This is a genomic window from Streptomyces sp. NPDC058678 (assembly GCF_042714835.1).
Taxonomy (GTDB): domain Bacteria; phylum Actinomycetota; class Actinomycetes; order Streptomycetales; family Streptomycetaceae; genus Streptomyces.
In genome coordinates this window covers 385,784-404,876 of record NZ_JBHXSG010000001.1, presented here as the reverse complement: position 1 = coordinate 404,876, position 19,093 = coordinate 385,784, and the positions used below count along the sequence as shown (strand labels likewise).

Annotated in this window: 16 protein-coding genes and 1 pseudogene; 11 read left to right on the top strand and 6 right to left on the bottom strand. The window is 71.5% G+C overall.

The features are described from left to right. Positions 1–30 precede the first annotated feature (30 nt). The 3 genes and pseudogenes from ACFWWR_RS01705 to ACFWWR_RS01695 form a co-directional block, all read left to right on the top strand. Positions 31–1,317 (top strand): sensor histidine kinase, encoded by a 1,287-nt coding sequence (locus ACFWWR_RS01705; protein WP_384301373.1) that lies wholly within the window; start codon positions 31–33, stop codon positions 1,315–1,317. Positions 1,318–1,445: 128 nt separating this feature from the next. Then, positions 1,446–2,927 (top strand): MFS transporter, encoded by a 1,482-nt coding sequence (locus ACFWWR_RS01700; RefSeq protein ID WP_384301369.1) that lies wholly within the window; start codon positions 1,446–1,448, stop codon positions 2,925–2,927. A gap of 71 nt (positions 2,928–2,998) precedes the next feature. After that, positions 2,999–3,151, top strand: a pseudogene (locus ACFWWR_RS01695) (cupin domain-containing protein); the annotation flags it as partial. Here the strand turns inward: ACFWWR_RS01695 and ACFWWR_RS01690 are convergent. Beyond that, a complete protein-coding gene (locus ACFWWR_RS01690) occupies positions 3,141–4,145 on the bottom strand; it encodes a LacI family DNA-binding transcriptional regulator (RefSeq protein WP_384301367.1) in 1,005 nt (334 codons plus the stop codon). The pseudogene ACFWWR_RS01695 and the gene ACFWWR_RS01690 sit on opposite strands and share 11 nt — an antisense overlap. A gap of 109 nt (positions 4,146–4,254) precedes the next feature. On the opposite strand from ACFWWR_RS01690, the gene ACFWWR_RS01685 reads away from it, so the two are divergent. Both ACFWWR_RS01685 and ACFWWR_RS01680 read left to right on the top strand, forming a co-directional pair. Further along, positions 4,255–5,418: a Gfo/Idh/MocA family protein gene (locus ACFWWR_RS01685; protein ID WP_384301365.1), complete on the top strand. Its 1,164-nt coding sequence runs from the start codon at positions 4,255–4,257 to the stop codon at positions 5,416–5,418. Positions 5,419–5,539: 121 nt separating this feature from the next. Further along, entirely contained in the window at positions 5,540–6,205 is a 666-nt protein-coding gene (locus ACFWWR_RS01680) for a hypothetical protein (protein WP_384301362.1), read from the top strand. Between the two features lie 36 nt (positions 6,206–6,241). Here ACFWWR_RS01680 and ACFWWR_RS01675 read toward each other — a convergent pair whose 3' ends face one another. Continuing rightward, the gene (locus ACFWWR_RS01675) at positions 6,242–7,276 is read right to left on the bottom strand and encodes a LacI family DNA-binding transcriptional regulator (RefSeq protein ID WP_383868276.1); all 1,035 of its coding nucleotides are present in this window, start codon (positions 7,274–7,276) and stop codon (positions 6,242–6,244) included. Positions 7,277–7,381: 105 nt separating this feature from the next. Between ACFWWR_RS01675 and ACFWWR_RS01670 the strand changes: the two genes are divergently transcribed. From ACFWWR_RS01670 to ACFWWR_RS01655, 4 genes are all read left to right on the top strand, one after another. Next, on the top strand, positions 7,382–8,545 hold the full coding sequence (locus tag ACFWWR_RS01670) for a phytanoyl-CoA dioxygenase family protein (protein WP_383868274.1): 1,164 nt from the start codon (positions 7,382–7,384) through the stop codon (positions 8,543–8,545). A gap of 15 nt (positions 8,546–8,560) precedes the next feature. After that, positions 8,561–9,337, top strand: coding sequence for an SDR family oxidoreductase (locus ACFWWR_RS01665; RefSeq protein ID WP_383868272.1), 777 nt, complete (start codon positions 8,561–8,563; stop codon positions 9,335–9,337). A gap of 143 nt (positions 9,338–9,480) precedes the next feature. Beyond that, complete coding sequence (locus ACFWWR_RS01660) at positions 9,481–10,485, top strand: Gfo/Idh/MocA family oxidoreductase (RefSeq protein WP_384301359.1); 1,005 nt, start codon at positions 9,481–9,483, stop codon at positions 10,483–10,485. Then, positions 10,482–11,504 carry a Gfo/Idh/MocA family protein gene (locus ACFWWR_RS01655; RefSeq protein ID WP_384301354.1) on the top strand — a complete coding sequence of 341 codons (1,023 nt, stop codon included), beginning with the start codon at positions 10,482–10,484 and terminating at the stop codon, positions 11,502–11,504. The genes ACFWWR_RS01660 and ACFWWR_RS01655 overlap by 4 nt, the downstream gene beginning before the upstream one ends. Positions 11,505–11,568: 64 nt before the next feature. Here the strand turns inward: ACFWWR_RS01655 and ACFWWR_RS01650 are convergent, their stop codons facing one another. From ACFWWR_RS01650 to ACFWWR_RS01635, 4 genes are all read right to left on the bottom strand, one after another. Next, complete coding sequence (locus tag ACFWWR_RS01650; protein ID WP_384301350.1) at positions 11,569–12,597, bottom strand: Gfo/Idh/MocA family protein; 1,029 nt, start codon at positions 12,595–12,597, stop codon at positions 11,569–11,571. A gap of 211 nt (positions 12,598–12,808) precedes the next feature. Then, complete coding sequence (locus tag ACFWWR_RS01645; protein ID WP_383868264.1) at positions 12,809–13,726, bottom strand: ATP-binding cassette domain-containing protein; 918 nt, start codon at positions 13,724–13,726, stop codon at positions 12,809–12,811. 5 nt (positions 13,727–13,731) lie between these two features. Continuing rightward, positions 13,732–14,808, bottom strand: a complete 1,077-nt coding sequence (locus ACFWWR_RS01640; RefSeq protein WP_383868262.1) for an ABC transporter permease — start codon at positions 14,806–14,808, stop codon at positions 13,732–13,734. Beyond that, positions 14,808–15,827, bottom strand: coding sequence for a sugar ABC transporter substrate-binding protein (locus ACFWWR_RS01635; protein ID WP_383868260.1), 1,020 nt, complete (start codon positions 15,825–15,827; stop codon positions 14,808–14,810). The genes ACFWWR_RS01640 and ACFWWR_RS01635 overlap by 1 nt, the downstream gene beginning before the upstream one ends. Before the next feature lie 283 nt (positions 15,828–16,110). On the opposite strand from ACFWWR_RS01635, the gene iolC reads away from it, so the two are divergent. After that, positions 16,111–17,103: a 5-dehydro-2-deoxygluconokinase gene (gene iolC, locus ACFWWR_RS01630; protein ID WP_383868258.1), complete on the top strand. Its 993-nt coding sequence runs from the start codon at positions 16,111–16,113 to the stop codon at positions 17,101–17,103. Positions 17,104–17,181: 78 nt separating this feature from the next. Further along, positions 17,182–19,083, top strand: a complete 1,902-nt coding sequence (gene iolD, locus ACFWWR_RS01625; RefSeq protein WP_384301345.1) for a 3D-(3,5/4)-trihydroxycyclohexane-1,2-dione acylhydrolase (decyclizing) — start codon at positions 17,182–17,184, stop codon at positions 19,081–19,083. Positions 19,084–19,093 lie beyond the last annotated feature (10 nt).

The window sequence follows — 19,093 nt, the reverse complement described above, 5'->3', positions numbered from 1 at the left end:
GGCGACAGCACCGGACGGGAAGCCCACACGATGATCGACAACCTGCAACGCCTGCCGACCGCCCGTCCCCACGCCGTGGACGCCGGACTCGCCGCCGCCCTCTTCGCCTGCTCCCTGCCGGGCAGCCTGGTCACCCTCCCGGGGCACGACCCGGGCGTGCCGTGGTGGCCCGGCGTCCTGCTCACCGGGGTCGCCTGCGCCGCGCTGCTGTGGCGCCGCTGCCGGCCCCGTACGACGACGGCGGTGACGATCGTCTGCGCGACGGCCGTCTCGGCGCTCGGCTACATCCTCACGGTCCTGCTGCTGGGTCCTTTGATGGTCGCGCTGCACTCGCTGGCCGTCCGCACCGACCGCAGGACCGCGAACACCTTCGCCTGCACCGGCATAGTCCTCCTGGTCGGCGCCACCCTGGCCGTCGGTCCCGGCGACGAACCGCTGGTCCTCAAGCTGCTCGGCCCCGCGGCCTGGCTGCTGCTGCCCACCTCCCTGGGCACCGTGACCCGGCTGCGCGGCGCCTACCTGGAAGCCGTGCAGGCACGCGCCGAGCACGCGGAACGCACACGGGAGGAGGAGGCGCGACGACGCGTCGCCGAGGAGCGCATGCGCATCGCCCGGGACCTGCACGACGTCGTCGCCCACCATCTCGTCCTGGCGAACCTGCAGGCGGGCGCGGTCGTCCGGATGCTGCCCGTGCGGCCCGAGGAGGCGGAGAGGATCGCCGACGAGCTGTCCGGCACCACCTTCTCCGCGCTGCGCGAACTCAAGTCCACCGTCGGCCTGTTGCGACACCAGGCGGACCGTACGGCCCCCTCTGTCGACACCGGGGATCCGGCGGCCCGCCCCACCGACGACGAGGGCCGCGGGACCCGCACGACCGACGCCGACAAGCCGCCCGAGCCCACCCCCGGCCTCGCCGAGCTCCCGGACCTCGTCTCCTCCTTCCTCCACGCCGGCCTCACGGTCACCCTCGCCACCGACGGCGATCCGCGACCCGTGTCCGTCGGCGCCGCCCTCACGGTGTACCGGATCGTGCAGGAGGCCCTGACCAACGTCACCAAGCACGCCGTCACCGGCGCGGCCGACGTGCGGCTCGCCTACACCCACGACCGCCTGGTCGTCACGGTCGTCAACGCCGACGGTGCGAGACGACCCAACTCACCTTCCCCAGGCGGCGGTTACGGCCTCATCGGCATGCGCGAGCGCGCCCACTCGGTCGGCGGGCGCATCCGCATGGGACACCGCCCGCAGGGTGGCTTCGAAGTCGTCGCCGAGCTGCCCGTGCAGTCGTACCGGCTGGAGGAACCAGCGGCCGGCTGAAGCCGCTCCCCGCCCGTGGCGCTCGCCACACCCCCCTTCCGCTTGCTTAAGTCAATCAATTGAGATTAACTTGAGTGAGTCAAGCAATACCGACAGCCGAACCCCCTGCTCTGACCGGAGGCCTTGCCATGTCCGACGCCCTTGCCCGACCCGCCGCAGCGGGGTCGTCCGCCCCGCCGAGGTCGAACGCCGTCGTGGCGGTGCTGGCCTTCGCCGGAATCGTCGTCGCGCTGATGCAGACCCTGGTCATCCCGATCGTCCCGGAACTGCCCAAGCTCCTCGACGCCTCGGCGTCCAACACCGCCTGGGCCGTCACCGCCACCCTGCTCGCCGCCGCCGTCGCCACCCCCGTCGTCGGCCGCCTCGGCGACATGTACGGCAAGCGCCGCATGCTGCTCGTCAGCATCGTCCTGCTGATCGCCGGCTCCGTCGTCTGCGCGCTCAGCGACTCCGTCGTCCCGATGATCGCCGGACGCGCCCTGCAGGGCCTGGCCGCCGGCGTCATCCCCCTCGGCATCAGCATCATGCGCGACGTCCTGCCCGCCGAACGGCTCGCAGGATCCACCGCCATGATGAGCGCCTCCCTCGGCGTCGGCGGCGCCCTCGGCCTGCCCTCGGCGGCCTTCATCGCCGACAGGTGGGACTGGCACCTCCTGTTCTGGACCTCCGCCGCCCTCGGCGCCGTCGCCTTCATGCTGGTGCTGCTGATCGTGCCGGAGTCCAAGGTGCGGGCCGGCGGACGCTTCGACCTGGTCGGCGCGCTGGGCCTGTCGGCCGGACTGGTGACCCTGCTGCTGGCCGTCTCCAAGGGCGGCGACTGGGGATGGACGTCCGTCACCACGCTCGGCCTGGGCATCGCCTCCGTCGTGATCCTGCTCGCCTGGGGCTTCTACGAGCTGCGCAGCAGCCGGCCGCTGGTCGACCTGCGCACCACCGCCCGCCCCCAGGTGCTGTTCACCAACCTCGCCTCCGTCGCGCTCGGCTTCTCGATGTTCGCCATGTCCCTGGTCCTGCCGCAGCTGCTCCAGCTGCCCGAGGCCACCGGCTACGGCCTCGGCAAGTCCATGCTCACCGTCGGCCTGGTACTGGCCCCGCAGGGCCTGGTCATGATGGCCATGTCCGCCGTGTCCGCGGCCATCACCAAGGCCAAGGGCCCCAAGCTCACGCTGATGATCGGCGCACTGATCGTGGCCTCCGGCTACAGCCTCAACATGGTCCTCATGTCCGAGGTCTGGCACCTCGTCCTGGTCTCCTGCGTCATCGGCGGCGGCATCGGCTTCACCTACGGAGCGATGCCCGCCCTCATCATGGGCGCCGTCGACCCCACCCAGACCGGCGCCGCCAACAGCCTCAACACCCTCATGCGGTCCCTGGGCACCAGCTTCGCCAGCGCCATCGCCGGCGTCATCCTCGCCCAGATGACCACCGACTTCGGCGGCTACGCCCTCCCCTCGGAGAACGGCTTCAAGGTGGTCATGGCCCTCGGCGCCGGAGCAGCCCTCCTCGCCTTCCTCATCGCCACCTTCATCCCCAGGCACCGCGCCCCGCGGACCGCACCCGGCGCCGACGGCCCGGCCGAGACCACGGAGGCCGCCGCGGCCAAGGTGTGACCGCACGCCCTACGACGACCGAGGCGGCCGCCACCCGGACGACGGGGGCGGCCGCCTCTGATGTCACCCGGCTGTTCGACGTGGTCAGCGGGTCCGCCAGGTGGAGGTCGAGGGCGGGCCGACGCTGACGGTCGGGCCCGGTGACATGGCCGTACCGCGCGGGCGACCGTACGACGTGGACGGTGCACGAGACCCTGCGGAAGGCGTACGCGGTCAACCTGTGAGCGGCGGGGCCGTGGTGCCGCGGATCTCCAGCGTCGGGGTGGCCAGGTGGAGCCGCCCCGCTCCCTCGGCTCCCTCGAAGCGGTCGAGGAGGCAGCGGGCGGCGCGGCGGCCGACTTCATGGCCGGCGTTGTCGACGGTGGTGAGCCACAGGTGGCGCAGCCGGGAGATGCTCGTGTCGTCGTAGCCGGTGACGGACAGGTCGTACGGGACGCGCAGGCCCAGTTCCGCGGCGGCCGAGAGCACGCCGACGGCGGTGATGTCGTTGACGGCGACGACGGCGGTGGGCCGCCCCGGTCGGCCGAGCAGCCGTACGGCGGCCCGGAAGCCGCCCTCCTCCGTCAGGTCGCCGGTCTCGACGAGTGCCCGGTCGGCGAGGCCGTGGGCGCACATGACCGCCTCGAAGCTGCGGCGGCGCAGCTCACCGACGGCTCCGTAGCCCGCGATGTGCGCGATGCGGCGGTGACCGAGGCCGATGAGGTGCTCGGTGACCAGCCGGGCGCCCTGCTCGTCGTCGCCCGCGACCACGTCGACGCCGGGCGGGACGGGCTCGCGGGCGCCCGCGACGACGACCGGTATCCGCTCGGCGACGGTGCCGAGCGCGGCCGGGTCGGGCAGGGTGCCGACGACGACAAGGCCGTCGGCCTGGAGGTCCAGGAAGGGCCGGGCCAGGTCCTGGCCGGTGCGGCGGTTGAGGCGGGCGTCGCCCAGCAGCATGTGCAGGCCGTGCTCGTGCAGGAGCGGGTTCAGGCCGTCGAGGAGGTCGACGAACCACGGGTTGCGCAGGTCGTTGAGGAGCACGCCGACGGTGCGGCTGCGCTGCTCGCTGAGGCTGCGGGCGGCTGCGTTGGGGCGGTAGCCGAGCTCCCGCACCGCTCGCAGTACGGCCTCCCGCTTCTCCGGGCGGACCTGGTCGGAGCCGCGCAGTACGAGCGAGACCAGCGACTTGGAGACGCCGGCCTTCTCGGCCACGTCCCGGATCGTCGGCTGTCTCATGCTCTGGACCGTTCCATGCGGCGCGCCACCTTGTCAAAGGGGTTGACACCTGTAGAAAGCCCGCTCAGGGTGGCTTGGACAGTTCGTGGACCGGTCCAAAGAGGTGCTCATGGTCGATACGCTCGGTGTCGCCGTCGTCGGATTCGGCTGGATGGGCCGGGTGCACACCCAGGCGTACGCCCGTGTCCTGCACCACTACCCGAAGCTCGGCCTCCGGCCGGAGCTGGTGACGGTCGCCGACGAAGTGCCGGGGCGGGCCGAGGAGGCCGCCGAACAGTTCGGGTTCACCACGGCCGTCCGGGACTGGCGCGAGGTGGCCGCCGACCCGCGGGTGCGGGCCGTGAGCATCACCGCGCCGAACTTCCTGCACCGGGAGATCGGCGTCGCGATGGCCGAGGCCGGCAAGCACGTCTGGATCGAGAAGCCGGTCGGTCTGACCGTGGCGGACGCCCGTGCGGTCGCCGACGCCGTCGCGACGGCGGGTGTGCAGGGCACGGTCGGCTTCAACTACCGCAACGCGCCCGCCGTCGAGTCGGCCCGGCGGCTGATCGGCAGCGGCGGGATCGGCACGGTCACCCATGTCCGCGTCCGCCTGTTCAGCGACTACGCGGCCCATCCCGAGGGCGCGTTGACCTGGCGGTACGAGCGGGAGCGGGGCGGCAGCGGAGTGCTCGGCGACCTGGCCTCGCACGGCGTGGACCTGGCCCGGTACCTGCTCGGCGACATCGCTTCCCTGACCGCCGACACCGCGGTCTTCGTCCCGGAGCGGTCCCGCCCCACCGGCGCCACGGCCGGTCACAGCCGTGCGTCCGGCGGCGAGCTCGGCCCGGTCGAGAACGAGGACTACGTGAGCTGCCTGCTGCGATTCGCCTCCGGCGCCCGCGGTGTTCTCGAGGCCTGCCGGGTCTCGGTCGGTGAGCAGAACGCGTACGGCTTCGAGGTGCACGGCACCAAGGGCGCGGTGTTCTGGGACTTCCGCCGGATGAACGAACTCGGCGTCAGCCGTGGCGACCGCTACCAGGACCAGCCGGTCAGCACGGTGTACATCGGCCCCGGCGAGGGCGAGTACGGGGCCTTCCAGCCCGGCTCCGCCAACGCCATGGGCTACGACGACCTCAAGGTGATCGAGGCGTACCGTTTCCTCCGCTCGATCGCCGAGGGCACCCCGCACGGGGCCACGCTCACGGACGCCGTGCACAGCGCCGCCGCACTGGACGCGATGGTGCGGTCGGCCGAGAGCGGCGCCTGGGTGGACGTACACCGGGGAGGGTGACGGTAGGACCACCCCCGATCCGGCTCCCAGGCCCAGGGACGGCGCGCCCCCGGGACGGCAGGCTTCAAGGTGTCGGCACACACGCCGACGCCGAGCCGCCCACCGACACTCGGGGGAACCCATGAACGAGACCTTCGCCAGGCGCCTGACCGGCCTCGCGGGCATCTCCGCCGCGGCCGCGCTCATCGTCGAAGTACCGCTGTACTTCGTCTACTCGGGTCCGCCGCCGGACGCGAACGTCCTGTCCCGGCTGCTGATCGGGATCGTCGCGCTCGCGCTCGTGGTCGTGTTCGTGACGGCCTTCCGCGAACTGGTCCGGCGGGTGAGCCCCGCCCACGAGTGGGTCGGCTCGATGGCCTCCGCCACGGGGCTGGTCTACGCGACGATCACCCTGGTCTCCATGGGTCTCGAGGCGGGCGCGGTCATCGCCGCCGACCGTCCGATCGATCCGACCGTCGACGTCAGCGGCACGTACATCCTCTACGGGTCGATCTCCCGCGTCATGCTGGCGCTGTTCCTGATCTCGTTCGGGTACGCCGTCTCCCGCACCCGGCTGCTGCCGCGCTGGACCGGCCGGTCGGCGTACGTCCTCGCGGGGATCAACCTGGCCTTCGTGCCGTCCCTGTTCTTCGGGAACACGCCGGCGAACTTCTACGCGGCGAACGGCTGGGGCACGACCGCGCTGATGGGGGCCGTCCTCAGCTACTGGCTGCTGGCCGTGGGCATCTCCGTCCACCGCAGCGCCGGACGGGTCACGCCGAGCGAATCGCCCGCGCTGCCGCACTGACGCTCCCGTTCGCAGAGCCCGCCCCAGGCCACCGGTTCAGCCGGCCGTCGCCTGGGGCGGCATGTTGTACGGCGTGACCACCTGGATCGCCGACGGCAGCGTGGGCCCCGCCGGCGGCAGGGCGCCGTGGGCGCGCATCACGAGGTGGCAGACCTCGCGCAGGTCCTGGCGCAGGTCGTGGTGGAGCACGGCGGACAGGCGGTGGTCGCGCAGCAGCCGGGTGTTGTCGTGGTCGAGGTCGTGGGCGACGAACACCGCGCACGGGCGGTCCAGGTCGTCGAAGGCGCGCAGGGTCGCGATGTTGCCGCCGCCGATCGAGTAGACCGCCCGGATGTCCGGGTCGCGTTCCAGGGCGGCCCGGACGAGGTCGTACTGGGTGGCGTCCAGGCCCTGTCCCTCGGCGATCTCGACCAGGGTGCGGTCGGGGTGGAGGGCGCGCATGGCACTGCGGAAGCCCATCTCGCGCTCCTCCTCGTTGCGGAAGAAGCCGCTGCTGAGGCTGGTGAGCACATTGCCGGGGCGGTCCCCGAGCCACTGGCCCATGAGGTACGCGGCGGTCGCGCCGGCCGCCCGGTTGTCGCTGCCGACGTAGGCGAGGCGGGCGGTGGCGGGCAGGTCGGTGACCAGGGTGACGACCGGTATGCCGGCCTCCGCGAGCCGGCCCACGGCCGCGGTCACCTCGGGGACGTCCGGGGCCTTGAGCACCACGCCCTGTGAGCCGCGCCGGGCGATCCGGTCCAGGGTGCGGGTGAGCTCCTGGATCGGGCCGGTCTCACGGAAGTGGAAGCGCGAGCGCACGACCGCCGGGTGCAGGGAGGGCAGCTCGGCCTCCAGGGCGGCGCGGACGGCGGTGGAGAACCGCTCCGGGGCCTGCATCACGATGTCGATCATGAAGGTGCGGCCGACCAGCCGGACCTGGGTGCGCTGCCGGTCGAGGTCGGCGATGGCCTGCCGCACCTCCCGCGCGGTGCTCTCGCGCACGCCGCCCCGCCCGTTGAGGACCCGGTCGACGGTGGCTTCGCTCAGGCCCGCCTGACGTGCGATCTCCCGGACCGGGAAGGGGTGGCCCACCTGAGGCTCCTTGAGGGGTTTTTGATGGCTCGCTGCCGGTTGTTCGAGGGGTTTGTACTGACAAGAATGACAGGGCGAGTCACCCCTGTCATCGAGAGGACGACGATGTCCTTCACCTCCGTGCAACGCCGTGCCTGGCTGTCCGAGCAGGACTGCGACCTGGCCGGTCTGCGCGCGCTCGTCGAGCGCTCGACGGACCTCTCCGGCTACCCGTACGCCGTTTCGGTGGAGCGCGGCGTCCTGATCTACGACAGTGCGCGGCTGCGCGCCGCCGACCGGCGCGAGGTCCAGGCCGAACTGGTCCGCGCCCTCGCCGACGGGCCCGGCATCGTGGTCCTCCGGGGCGCCTTCCCGGATCCGGCGGTGGTCGACCGGCTCTCCGCCGTGTTCGACGCGCTGATCGCCGAGCAGCACGCCTCCGGTGCGACGGCCGGCGACCACTTCGCCACGCCGGGCGCCAACGACCGGGTGTGGAACGCCCTGGAGAAGGCGGCCCGGTACGACCCGGAGGCATTCGCCGACTACTACGCCAACGACCTCCTCGCGCTGGTCTCGGCCGCTTGGCTCGGTCCGGGCTACCAGGTGACCTCGCAGGTCAACGTGGTCAACCCGGGCGGCGCGGCGCAGACGGCGCACCGCGACTACCACCTGGGCTTCCTGTCCAACGAGGTGGCGGCCGCCTACCCGGCGCACGTGCACCGCCTCTCCCCCGTGCTCACCCTGCAGGGCGCGGTCGCGCACTGCGACATGCCGGTCGAGTCCGGGCCGACGATGTACCTGCCGTACTCGCAGACCTACGAACCGGGCTATCTGGCGTGGCGCCTGCCCGAGTTCCGGGCGTACTTCGAGGAGCGGCACGTCCAGCTCCCGCTGGCCAAGGGCGACGCGGCCTTCTTCAACCCGGCGCTGTTCCACGCCGCCGGGACCAACCGCTCCGCGGACATCCGGCGCACGGCGAACCTCCTCCAGGTGTCCTCGGCGTTCGGCCGGGCGATGGAGACGGTGGACCGCGAGGCCGTCGCGAACGCCGTGTTCCCCGTACTGCTCGAGCGCCGGGCCCAGGGAGCGGACGAGGAGTGGCTGGACAACGTGATCGCGGCGAGCGCGGAGGGATACGCCTTCCCCACCAACCTCGACAGCGATCCGCCGGTCGCGGGCCTGGCCCCGCCGTCGCAGGCGGACACGGTACGGCGGGCGGTGCGCGAGGCGTGGACGCCCGAGGCGCTGCGGGACGAACTGCGGGCCGGCGCCGAGCGCCGCACGAGCTGAAAGGGCAGGTAAATCATGGGACTTCTCGACGACAAGGTCGTCCTGGTCAACGGGGGCAGCCAGGGGGTGGGCGCCGCCATCGCGCGGGCCGCCGTCCGGGAGGGCGCGGTGGTGGCCGTCACCGGCCGCCGCCCGGAGCCCGGCGAGGCCCTGGTGGCGGAGCTGGCCGCCGCGGGAGGCAAGGCGATGTTCGTACGGGCCGATCTGGCGGACGCCGAGCAGGCCAGGGCTTCCGTGACACAGGTCGTCGCGGCGTACGGCCGGGTCGACTGTCTGGTGAACTCGGCCGGTCTCACGTCCAGGGGCACTCTCCTCGACACCACACCCGAACTGTTCGACCAGCACATCGCCATCAACCTCAAGGCGCCCTTCTTCGCCATGCAGGCCGCCGTCGCCGACATGGTGGGCAGGAAGGCGCCCGGCACGGTCGTCAACATCATCACGTCCTCGGCGCACGGCGGGCAGCCGTTCCTCGCGCCGTACGTCGCCGCGAAGGCCGGGCTGATCGGCCTGACCCGCAACGCGGCACACGCGCACCGCTTCGACCGGGTCCGCATCAACGGGCTGAACATCGGCTGGACCGCGACCGAGGGCGAGGACACGACGCAGAAGACCTTCCACGGCGCCGGCGACGACTGGCGCGAGCAGGCCGCGGCGCGGCTGCCGATGGGCAAACTGGGCCAGCCGGACGAAATCGCCGACTTTGTGGTCTTCCTCCTGTCGGACCGGTCCGGAGTGGTCACCGGCTCGGTGATCGACTGGGACCAGAACGTACTGGGCGGACTTGACTGACCGTCTCCACCTCGCCTTCTCCACCCTCGTCTTCTCCACCCTCGTCTTCTCCACCCCCGCCTTCGCCTCGCCCGCTCGTAGCCATAGCCGCTCGCAGCCCCACCCGCTCGTAAGACCCCCGCATCCCAAGGAGCAAGTCCCCCATGCGTATCGGAATCCTCGGCCTCGGCCGCATCGGCGCCTTCCACGCCGAGACCCTCTCCGGACTCGACGCGGTCACCTCGCTCGTCGTCGCCGACCCGTTCGCCGACGCCGCCAAGGCCGCCGCCGAGCGGTTCGGCGCCGAGGTCGCGGACTCCCCCGAGGCCGTACTGGCCGCCGGCGTGGACGGCATCGTCATCGCGGCGGCGACCGACGCCCACCCCGCGCTGATCCGCGCCGCCGTGGAGGCGGGCGTGCCCGTGTTCTGCGAGAAGCCCGTCGCCCGCACCATGCGGGAGGGCGTCGAGGTCCTCAAGTCCGTCCAGGGCAGCGCCGTGCCGATCCAGATCGGCTACAACCGGCGCTTCGACGCCGGGTTCGTCGCCGCGCGGGCCGCCGTGCAGAGCGGTGAGCTGGGCAAGCTGCACACCGTACGGTCGACCACGCTGGACCCGGCGCCGCCGCCGGCCGCGTACATCGCCGCCTCCGGGGGCATCTTCCGCGACTGCTCGGTGCACGACTTCGACATCATCCGCTGGGTGACCGGCCGCGAGGTGACCGAGGTGTACGCGGTCGGCGGCAACCGGGGCGCCGACTTCATCAAGGCGGCGGGGGACGCCGACACCACGGGCGCGATCCTCACGCTGGACGACGGCACCATCGCGGTCGTCTCCAACTCCCGGCACAATGCCCGCGGTTACGACGTCCGCATGGAGATCCACGGCTTCACCGACTCCATCGCCGTCGGCCTGGAGGACAAGCTGCCGCTGCGCTCGGTCGAGCCCGGTGTGACGTTCCCGGCCGGCACCCCGCACGACTTCTTCATGGACCGCTTCACCGAGGCCTACCGCGCCGAACTCACCGCGTTCACCGAGGTCGTGGCCGGCACCCGCACCTCCCCGTGCACGATCGAGGACGCCCTGGAGGCGGGCTGGATCGCCGATGCGTGCACACTGTCGCTGGGCGAGCACCGTCCCGTGACGATCGAGGAGGTACGGCAGGCATGAGCGAACCGGGCCGGGAACCACTACGCATCGGAGTACTGGGCGCGGCACGCATCACCGAACGCTCCCTGGTGGACCCGGCCCGGGCGACCGGCCACCGCCTCGTCGCGGTGGCCGCCCGCGACCGCTCCCGCGCCGAGGCCTTCGCCGCGGCGCACGGCGTGGAGCGGGTGGCGGGCTCGTACGCCGACCTGATCGCCGACCCCGAGGTCGAGGCCGTCTACAACCCGCTCGCGAACGGCCTGCACGGGCCGTGGAACCTCGCCGCCCTCGCGGCGGGCAAGCACGTCCTGACGGAGAAGCCGTCGGCGAGCAACGCCGAGGAGGCCGCCGAGGTGCGGGAGGCGGCGGCGAAGTCCGGGGCCGTCTTCATGGAGGGCTTCCACTACCTCTTCCACCCGGTGACTCGGCGTCTGCACGAGATCCTGCAAAGCGGTGAACTCGGTGAACTGCGGCGGGTGGAGACGCTCGTCGCCATCCCCGCCCCGGAAGACTCCGACCCGCGCTGGTCGCTGCCGCTGGCCGGCGGAGCGGTGATGGACCTGGGCTGCTACAGCCTCCACGCGGCGCGGATGCTCGCGCCCTGGGCGGGCGGCGAGCCGCGCCTCGTCTCCGCGCGGGCCGGGGAGCGCGCGGCTGCGCACGGCGTCGACGAGTGGCTGGACGCCGAACTGGAGTACCCGGGCGGCGCCGTCGCGTCGGCCCGCTGCCACATGGCGTACGCCGAACTGGAGATGAGCTGCCGGATCGTCGGCACCCGCGGTGAGGCGAGCGCACCGAACTTCGTGCTGCCGCACGTGGACGACCGGGTCGTGGTGCGTACGCCGGAAGGCGAGCGGACGGAACGGCTCGGGACGCGGTCGTCGTACACGTATCAGCTGGAGGCGTTCGCGGACCGGGTGCGGGGCGGCGCACCGGTACCGCCGGACACGGACGACGCGGTGGCGACGATGACTCTGATCGACGCGTGTTATCGGGCGGCGGGGTTCGAGCCGCGCCCCCGCATGACGGCCGGGGGCTGATGTCCGGGGGTGTGCGCCAGCCCGCGGACACGGCGGGCCGGCGTCGCCACCTCCACGGCTTCGGTCACCGGTACAGCGCGGGCTTCTCCACGAGTTCCACCCGCACCCGGCCGCCGTCCTCCAGCGCCCGCACGCCCGCCTCGCAGACCGCCGCCGCGGCATAACCGTCCCAGACGCTCGGGCCGACGGTCTCGCCGCGGCGGGTGGCGTCGACCCAGGTCTGGATCTCGCGGTCGTAGGCGTCGGCGAAGCGCACGGTGTAGTCCTGGTCGATGGTGCCGCCCCAGCGGCCGGCCATGTTGGTGACCATGGCGTGTCCGTCGCCGACGCGGGCGGTGCCTCGTTCGCAGACCACCTCGGCCTGGACCTGGTAGCCGAAGCCGCAGTTGACGAAGATCTCGACGTCGGACACCGCGCCGCCGTCCGTCTCGAACACGACGAACTGCGGGTCCTGGAGGGCGTCCGGCGCGCTCGCGGACGGAGTGGGGCGCAGCACCGTGACGGCCGTGATCTCGTGGCCGAGCAGCCAGCGGGTCACGTCCGTCTCGTGTGCCACGGAGTCGCTGATGAGCATGCCGCTGGTGAAGCCGGGCGGGCTGGCGACGTTGCGATGCCGGTTGTGCAGCATGAGCGGGCGGCCCAACTGACCTGTCTTCAGAAGGGCCTTGAGCCTGACGTACTCGGCGTCGTAGCGCCGCATGAAGCCGACCTGGACCAGTCGCCGGCCCAGACTTTGCTCGGCCTCCAGCACCCGCAGCGCGGAGGCCGCGTCGGGGGTGAGCGGCTTCTCGCACAGCACCGGCAGGCCGTGCTCGAAGGCGGTCAGCAGGGCGGCCTCGTGGGCGGGGCCCGGGGAGGCGATCAGGACGGCGTCGACGTCGGCCGCCGCCATCGCGGAGGCCGGGTCGGTGTACGCGGTGCAGCCGTCGACGCGGGCCGCAACCGTCTTGGCGCGCTCCGCGTCGACGTCGACCACGGCGGTCACCCGGGCTCCGCTGGTGACCTGTTGGATACGGCGGACATGGTCGGCGCCCATCCGGCCGGTGCCGATGACGACGACGCCGAGTTCCTCGCTCGTGCCACGGGGTGTCATGGTCGTCCCTTCAGGCGCCACAGAACCTCAGGAACTTGCGGGTGCGTACCGCGACCGGCAGCGGCCGGTCCGGCTCGCAGGGGCAGCCGGCCTCGGCGACCTCGTCCGGGAAGCGTCCCCAGGGCACCTGTACCGGGTCGTCGGGGAAGCACACACCCCAGGAGTCGGGGTGGCCGTGCCGGCCCGGAGGCCGTCGGGCCGAGTGGCCACCTCAGGACTTCCCCTCGCCGGTGGCCGCCACGGACGCTTTGAGATCCTCCGCTTCCGGGAGTTCCTCGACGTCGACGCCTCGTACCTGGGACAACTCATGCTTGAGGGCGGCGAGTTCGGAGCCGCCCGCCATGTGGTTGGTGAGTTCTTCGAGGCTGACCTGGTCGCGGGAGGCGGACAGCTCCATGGTGCCGAGGCGCAGCACGCTGAAGTGGTCGCCGACCATGTAGGCGTGGTGGGGGTTGTGGGTGATGAAGATGACGCCGAGGCCACGGTCGCGGGCGGCGGCGATGTACTTCAGGACCACGCCGGACTGCTTGACGCCGAGGGCGGCGGTCGGCTCGTCGAGGATGAGGACGCGCGCGCCGAAGTAGACCGCGCGGGCGATGGCGACGCACTGGCGCTGGCCGCCGGAGAGGGTGCCGATGGGCTGTTCCAGATCGTGCAGGACGATGCCCATGTTGCGCAGTTCCTCGTCGGCGGTCTTCTTCATCCGCTCGATGTCGAGGCGACGCACGGGCCAGGGACCCTTGGTCATCTCGGAGCCGAGGAAGAAGTTGCGCCACACCGGCATCAGGGGGACGGTCGCCAGGTCCTGGTAGACGGTGGCGATGCCCTTGTCGAGGGCCTCGCGCGGAGTGGAGAAGCGCACCGGGGTGCCGTCGACGAGGAAGTCGCCCTCGGTGTGCTGGTGCAGCCCGGAGATGATCTTGATGAGGGTGGACTTGCCGGCGCCGTTGTCGCCCAGCACGCAGGTGACGCGGCCCGGATGGACCTGGAGGTCGACGCCGTGCAGGGCACGGACGTTGCCGTACGACTTGCCCGCACCGCGCAGTTCGACGATCGCGGCGTCCGTGTCCGGGGCGGCGTCGCTGTCGGGAAGGACGGCGCCGTGGGTGCCGGATTCGTTGGTTGTCATGTGGGTCACCTCCGGGTCGCCGACTGGCGGACCCACAGATTGATCAGGACGGCGCCGAGGAGCATCACGCCGAGGAAAGCCTTGAACCAGTCGGGGTTCCAGCCGGCGAAGACGATGCCCTGGTTCACCATGCCGAACATGAAGGCACCGAAGACCGGGCCGATCGCCGAGCCGTAGCCGCCGGTCAGCAGACAGCCGCCGATGACCGCCGCGGCGATGTAGATGAGCTCCTGGCCGACGCCCTCGCCGGACTGGACGGTGTTGAAGGTGAACAGCTGGTGCATGCCGACGAACCAGGCGCCGAGGCCGACCAGCATGAACAGGGAGATCTTGGTGAAGGTCACCGGCACACCGACGGCGCGCGCGGACTCCTTGTTGCCGCCGACCGCGAAGATCCAGTTGCCGTACTTGGTGCGCAGCAGGACCCAGGTGGCGATGGCCGCGAAGACCAGCCAGTAGAAGACCGTGATCTTCACCTGGACGCCGCCGATGTCGAAGGACGAGGCGAAGATCTTCTTGGCCTGGTCGAAGCCTGCCATGTCGCTGATGTCGTCGGTGGCCACGTTGGTGGTCACGAGCTTGGTGACCGCGAGGTTGGCGCCCTGGAGGATCAGGAAGGTGCCGAGGGTGACCAGGAAGCTGGGCAGTCCGGTCTTGACCACCATCCAGCCGTTGAAGAAGCCGACCGCCAGCGACACGATCAGCGCGGCGAACACACCGACCCAGACGTTCAGCGTCAGTTGGTAGCTGAGCATGCTCGCGGTGAGCGCCGAGGTGAGCACCGCGACGCCGGACGACAGGTCGAACTCGCCGCCGATCATCAGCAGCGCGACCGGCAGGGCCATGATCCCGATGGTCGACGACTGGTAGAGGATCGTGGACATCGAGCTGCCGTCACGCACCGGGGGTGCCGCGATCAGGAAGAACACGTACACCGCGGCGGCACCGAGAAAGACACCCACCTCGGGACGGGCCAACAGCCTGAACACCAGCGGCCGTTGAGAGGAACGGCCGTCGGTCTTCTGCGGGCCGGAGGCCGGCGGTGTGGTCACCGCCGGCTCGGCATGCTGGGTCATACTCATCACCTGGTGCCCTTCGCGGCGAACGAGGCCACGGCGTCGACGTTGGACTTGTCCACGAAGGCCGGCCCGGTCAGCACCGGCTGTTCACCGCCACCCATGTAGTTGCCGTTGTTCTTGTAGAGCCACAGGGAGTCGATCGCCAGGTAGCCCTGGAGGTACGGCTGCTGGTCGACCGCGAACTCGATCGTGCCCTGGTCGATGGCACTGGTCAGCTGCTTGTTCAGGTCGAAGGTGGCGATCTTCGCCTTGCTGCCGGCCTCGGACACCGACTGCGTCGCGGTCAGCGCGAAGGGGGCGCCGAGGGTGACGATCTGGTCGATGGAGGAGTCCTGCTTGAGCTTGGCGGTGATCGTCGACTTCACCGACGGCATGTCGGTGCCGTTGACGAACAGCGTCTGCAGCTTGCCGGAGAAGGTCTTCTCCACGCCGTCGCAGCGCTGGGTCAGGCCGATGTTGCCCTGCTCCTGGACGACACAGACGGCGTTCTTGACGCCGGTCGTGTTCAGCTTGTTGCCGAGCGCCTCACCGGCGACGGTCTCGTCCTGGCCGAAGAACTCCATCAGGCCGAGCTTCTTCCATTCGCTCACACCGGAGTTGAGACCGACCACCGGAATGTTCGCGGCCTTCGCCTTGCCCACGACGTCCTTGAGGGCGTCCGGCTTGGCGAGGGTGATGGCGATGCCGTCGACCTTCTGGTCGATCGCGTTCTGGACCAGGTTGGCCTGGTTGCCCGCGTTCGGGTCGGCGGAGTAGATGAGCTTGATGTTGTCCTTGGCGGCCGCGGCCTCGGCACCCTTGCGGACGATGTCCCAGAAGGTGTCGCCGGGCGACTGGTGGGTCACCAGCGCGACCGTCATCCGAGGAGTGGTGGCCTTGCCCGCGGAGGCACCGGCCTCGCTCTCCTCGGCCTTCTTGCCGCCAGAGCTGCTGGAGCAGCCTGCGAGGGTCAGGGCCGCAGCCGCGGCGACGGCCACCACCGGGGTCATTCTGCGGGAGCGGAAGCGAGAAGAGCGGTCCATCTTTCCTGCACCTCACTGTGCTACTGGCGAAAGCCATCACGGGGTTTCAGGGCCCGGACCTCGGAAGATCCGGGTCGTTGTGCTGCGAGAACGCGGCAGTTGCGCTGGGACGGGATCCAATCCCTTGCCACGCCCGCTGTCAATACTTTGTTAAGACATCATTTCACAAGCAGGTCCGAATGTAAGTACAAACCATTGACAGCGCGACCCCCCGCGGCCTACACCTGGGGGCGGCAGGTCCCACGGGACCCGTCTCCCCCCGCACAGCTCGAGGAGGTCGCACATGGCCGGATCAGCCAATTTCTTCGACCTGATCACTATGGGCCGAATCGGAGTGGATCTCTACCCCCAGCAGTCCGGCGTGCCGCTGGCACGCGTGGAAAGCTTCGAGAAGTTCCTCGGGGGTTCGGCCGCGAACGTGGCGGTCGCCGCCGCCCGGCTCGGCCGCTCCACCGCGGTGATCACCCGCACCGGCGCCGATCCGTTCGGAGTCTATCTCCACGAGCAGCTCAGGGAGTTCGGGGTCGACGACCGCTGGGTGACACCGGTGGACCGGCTCCCCACGCCGGTGACGTTCTGCGAACTCTTCCCGCCGGACGACTTCCCCCTGTACTTCTACCGCCGTCCGAGCGCCCCGGACCTGGCCGTGCACACCGACGAGTTGGACTACTTCGCCATCCGCGCCGCCCGGATCTTCTGGATCACCGGCACCGGCCTCAGTGAGGAGCCGAGCCGGTCGGCGACGCTCGCCGCCCTGAAGTCCCGGGACAAGTCGGGAACGACGGTGTTCGACCTCGACTGGCGCCCCGCGCTGTGGAGCGACACGGCGTGGCGGGATCCGGAAGAAGCCCGGCCCTACTACGCCGAAGCACTCCGGCACGCGACCGTCGCCGTCGGCAACCTCGACGAGTGCGAGGTCGCCACGGGTGTGCGCGAACCGCAGGCGTGTGCCGAGGCGCTGCTGGCGGCGGGCGTGGAGCTGGCCGTGGTGAAGCAAGGGATGAAGGGTGTCCTCGCCGTGCACCGCGACGGGACGACGGCCCAGGTCCCGCCCGTCCCGGTCGAGGTGGTCAACGGTCTCGGCGCGGGCGACGCGTTCGGCGGGGCCCTGTGCCACGGCCTGCTCTCGGGCTGGGAGCTGGAGCGCACCATGCGGTACGCCAACGCGGCCGGCGCCCACGTGGCCTCCCGCCTCGCCTGCTCCTCCGCGATGCCGACCGGGGCCGAGGTCGAGACCTTGCTCGCGGGGGCCGCGGAGCCGAGTACGACCGCCTGAGACGGGGCCTGCCCGCACTGCCGCCGTTCCGCCCCCTACCCCGCCGCCTGCCCCGCCGCCCTTTCCAGTGAGGCCCCGATGACCCACCCCACGAGCGTCCGCCTGACCGTCGCCCAGGCGCTGGTGCGGTTCCTGGCCGCGCAGTACACCGAGCGGGACGGCGTACGGCACCGGCTGATCGCCGGTACCTGGGGCATCTTCGGCCACGGCAACGTGGCGGGGATCGGCCAGGCGCTCCTGGAGGCGGGTGTGGACGCGATGCCGTACCACCAGGGCCGCAACGAGCAGGCCATGGTGCACGCGGCCGTGGGCCACGCCCGCCAACTCAACCGGCTGTCCGCGCAGGCGGTCACCACGTCGATCGGCCCGGGCGCCACGAACCTCGTCACCGGCGCGGCCCTCGCCACGATCAACCGGCTGCCGGTCCTGCTCCTGCCCGGCGACTACTTCGCCGCCCGCCCCGCCGAGCCGCTGCTCCAGCAGTTGGAGCACCCATCCGAGGCCGACGTGTCCGTCAACGACACCCTGCGCCCGGTGTCGAGGTACTTCGACCGCGTCACCCGCCCCGAGGCCCTGATCCCCTCCGCGCTGAACGCCGTACGGGTCCTCGCGGACCCGGTGGAGACGGGCGCCGTCACCCTCGCCCTGCCGCAGGACGTCCAAGCGCAGGCCTCCGACTGGCCGGCCGAGTTCTTCGCCGAGCGCGTGTGGCGGGTACGGCGTCCCGCGCCCGACCCGGCCGAGCTGGCCGAGGCCGTGCGCGCCGTCCGGGCCGCCTCCCGCCCCCTGATCGTCGCGGGCGGCGGGGTGCACCACAGCGAGGCCGAGGGCGTCCTGAAGGCGCTGGTGGACGCCACCGGCATCCCGGTCGCCTCGACGCAGGCCGGCAAGGGCTCCCTGCTCCACGATCACGCCGCCGACCTGGGCGGCATCGGTCACACCGGCACGGCGGCCTGCGACGACATCGCCCGCACCGCGGACCTGGTGATCGGCGTGGGCACGCGGTACTCCGACTTCACGACCGCCTCCGGCACGCTCTTCCAGAACCCGGACGTCCGGTTCGTCAACCTGAACATCACCGCGTTCGACGCCCACAAGCAGGCGGCACGGACCCTGGTCTGCGATGCCCGGACAGGGCTGCAGGCGCTGGCCGCCGCCCTCGAAGGCCACCGTGTGGACCCGGCGTACGAGAGCGAGTACCGCACCGGCAGGGACCGCTGGGAGCAGGTCGTCGAGGCCGCCTTCCGCGCCGACGACCAGGACGCCGTACCGACCCAGACCCAGCTGCTCGGCGCGCTGGACGCGGTCGTGGGCGACGAGGACGTGGTGATCAACGCGGCGGGCTCGCTCCCGGGCGACCTGCACAAGCTGTGGCGGGCCCGCGGCCCGCGCCAGTACCACGTCGAGTACGGCTACTCCTGCATGGGCTACGAGATCCCGGCCGCGATCGGTGTCCAGCACGCCAAGCCGGACACGCCCGTGTGGGCGCTGGTCGGCGACGGCACCTACCTGATGATGCCGACCGAGATCGTCACGGCCGTCCAGGAGGGCCTGCCGATCAACCTGGTCCTCGTCCAGAACCACGGCTACGCCTCCATCGGCGGCCTGTCCGAGGCGGTGGGCGGCGAGCGCTTCGGCACCCCCTACCGCTTCCGGGCCTGGGGGTCCCCCCGGACGAAGTCTGAGGGAGGCGCCTTCACCGGCGCCCCGCTCCCCGTCGACCTCGCGGCCAACGCGGCGAGCCTCGGCATGGACGTACTGCGCGCCAAGACGGTACGGGAGCTGCGCGAGGCACTGGCGACGGCCCGCGCCTCGGACCGGCCGACCTGTGTGTACGTCGAGACCGACCCGGCGCCGACCGCTCCCGCGGCCGAGGCCTGGTGGGACGTGCCGGTGGCCGAGGTGGCCTCCCGCGAGGCGGCCGTACGAGCGCGGCAGGAGTACGACCGCCAGGTCGCCGCCCGCCGCCACCACCTCTGACCCCCCGCTC

Coding starts and splice junctions, on each gene's coding strand:
- ACFWWR_RS01705 (WP_384301373.1), top strand. CDS start 31: ATGATCGACAACCTGCAACGCCTGCCGACCGCCCGTCCCCACGCCGTG.
- ACFWWR_RS01700 (WP_384301369.1), top strand. CDS start 1,446: ATGTCCGACGCCCTTGCCCGACCCGCCGCAGCGGGGTCGTCCGCCCCG.
- ACFWWR_RS01690 (WP_384301367.1), bottom strand. CDS start 4,145: ATGAGACAGCCGACGATCCGGGACGTGGCCGAGAAGGCCGGCGTCTCC.
- ACFWWR_RS01685 (WP_384301365.1), top strand. CDS start 4,255: ATGGTCGATACGCTCGGTGTCGCCGTCGTCGGATTCGGCTGGATGGGC.
- ACFWWR_RS01680 (WP_384301362.1), top strand. CDS start 5,540: ATGAACGAGACCTTCGCCAGGCGCCTGACCGGCCTCGCGGGCATCTCC.
- ACFWWR_RS01670 (WP_383868274.1), top strand. CDS start 7,382: ATGTCCTTCACCTCCGTGCAACGCCGTGCCTGGCTGTCCGAGCAGGAC.
- ACFWWR_RS01665 (WP_383868272.1), top strand. CDS start 8,561: ATGGGACTTCTCGACGACAAGGTCGTCCTGGTCAACGGGGGCAGCCAG.
- ACFWWR_RS01660 (WP_384301359.1), top strand. CDS start 9,481: ATGCGTATCGGAATCCTCGGCCTCGGCCGCATCGGCGCCTTCCACGCC.
- ACFWWR_RS01655 (WP_384301354.1), top strand. CDS start 10,482: ATGAGCGAACCGGGCCGGGAACCACTACGCATCGGAGTACTGGGCGCG.
- ACFWWR_RS01650 (WP_384301350.1), bottom strand. CDS start 12,597: ATGACACCCCGTGGCACGAGCGAGGAACTCGGCGTCGTCGTCATCGGC.
- ACFWWR_RS01645 (WP_383868264.1), bottom strand. CDS start 13,726: ATGACAACCAACGAATCCGGCACCCACGGCGCCGTCCTTCCCGACAGC.
- ACFWWR_RS01640 (WP_383868262.1), bottom strand. CDS start 14,808: ATGAGTATGACCCAGCATGCCGAGCCGGCGGTGACCACACCGCCGGCC.
- ACFWWR_RS01635 (WP_383868260.1), bottom strand. CDS start 15,827: ATGGACCGCTCTTCTCGCTTCCGCTCCCGCAGAATGACCCCGGTGGTG.
- iolC (WP_383868258.1), top strand. CDS start 16,111: ATGGCCGGATCAGCCAATTTCTTCGACCTGATCACTATGGGCCGAATC.
- iolD (WP_384301345.1), top strand. CDS start 17,182: ATGACCCACCCCACGAGCGTCCGCCTGACCGTCGCCCAGGCGCTGGTG.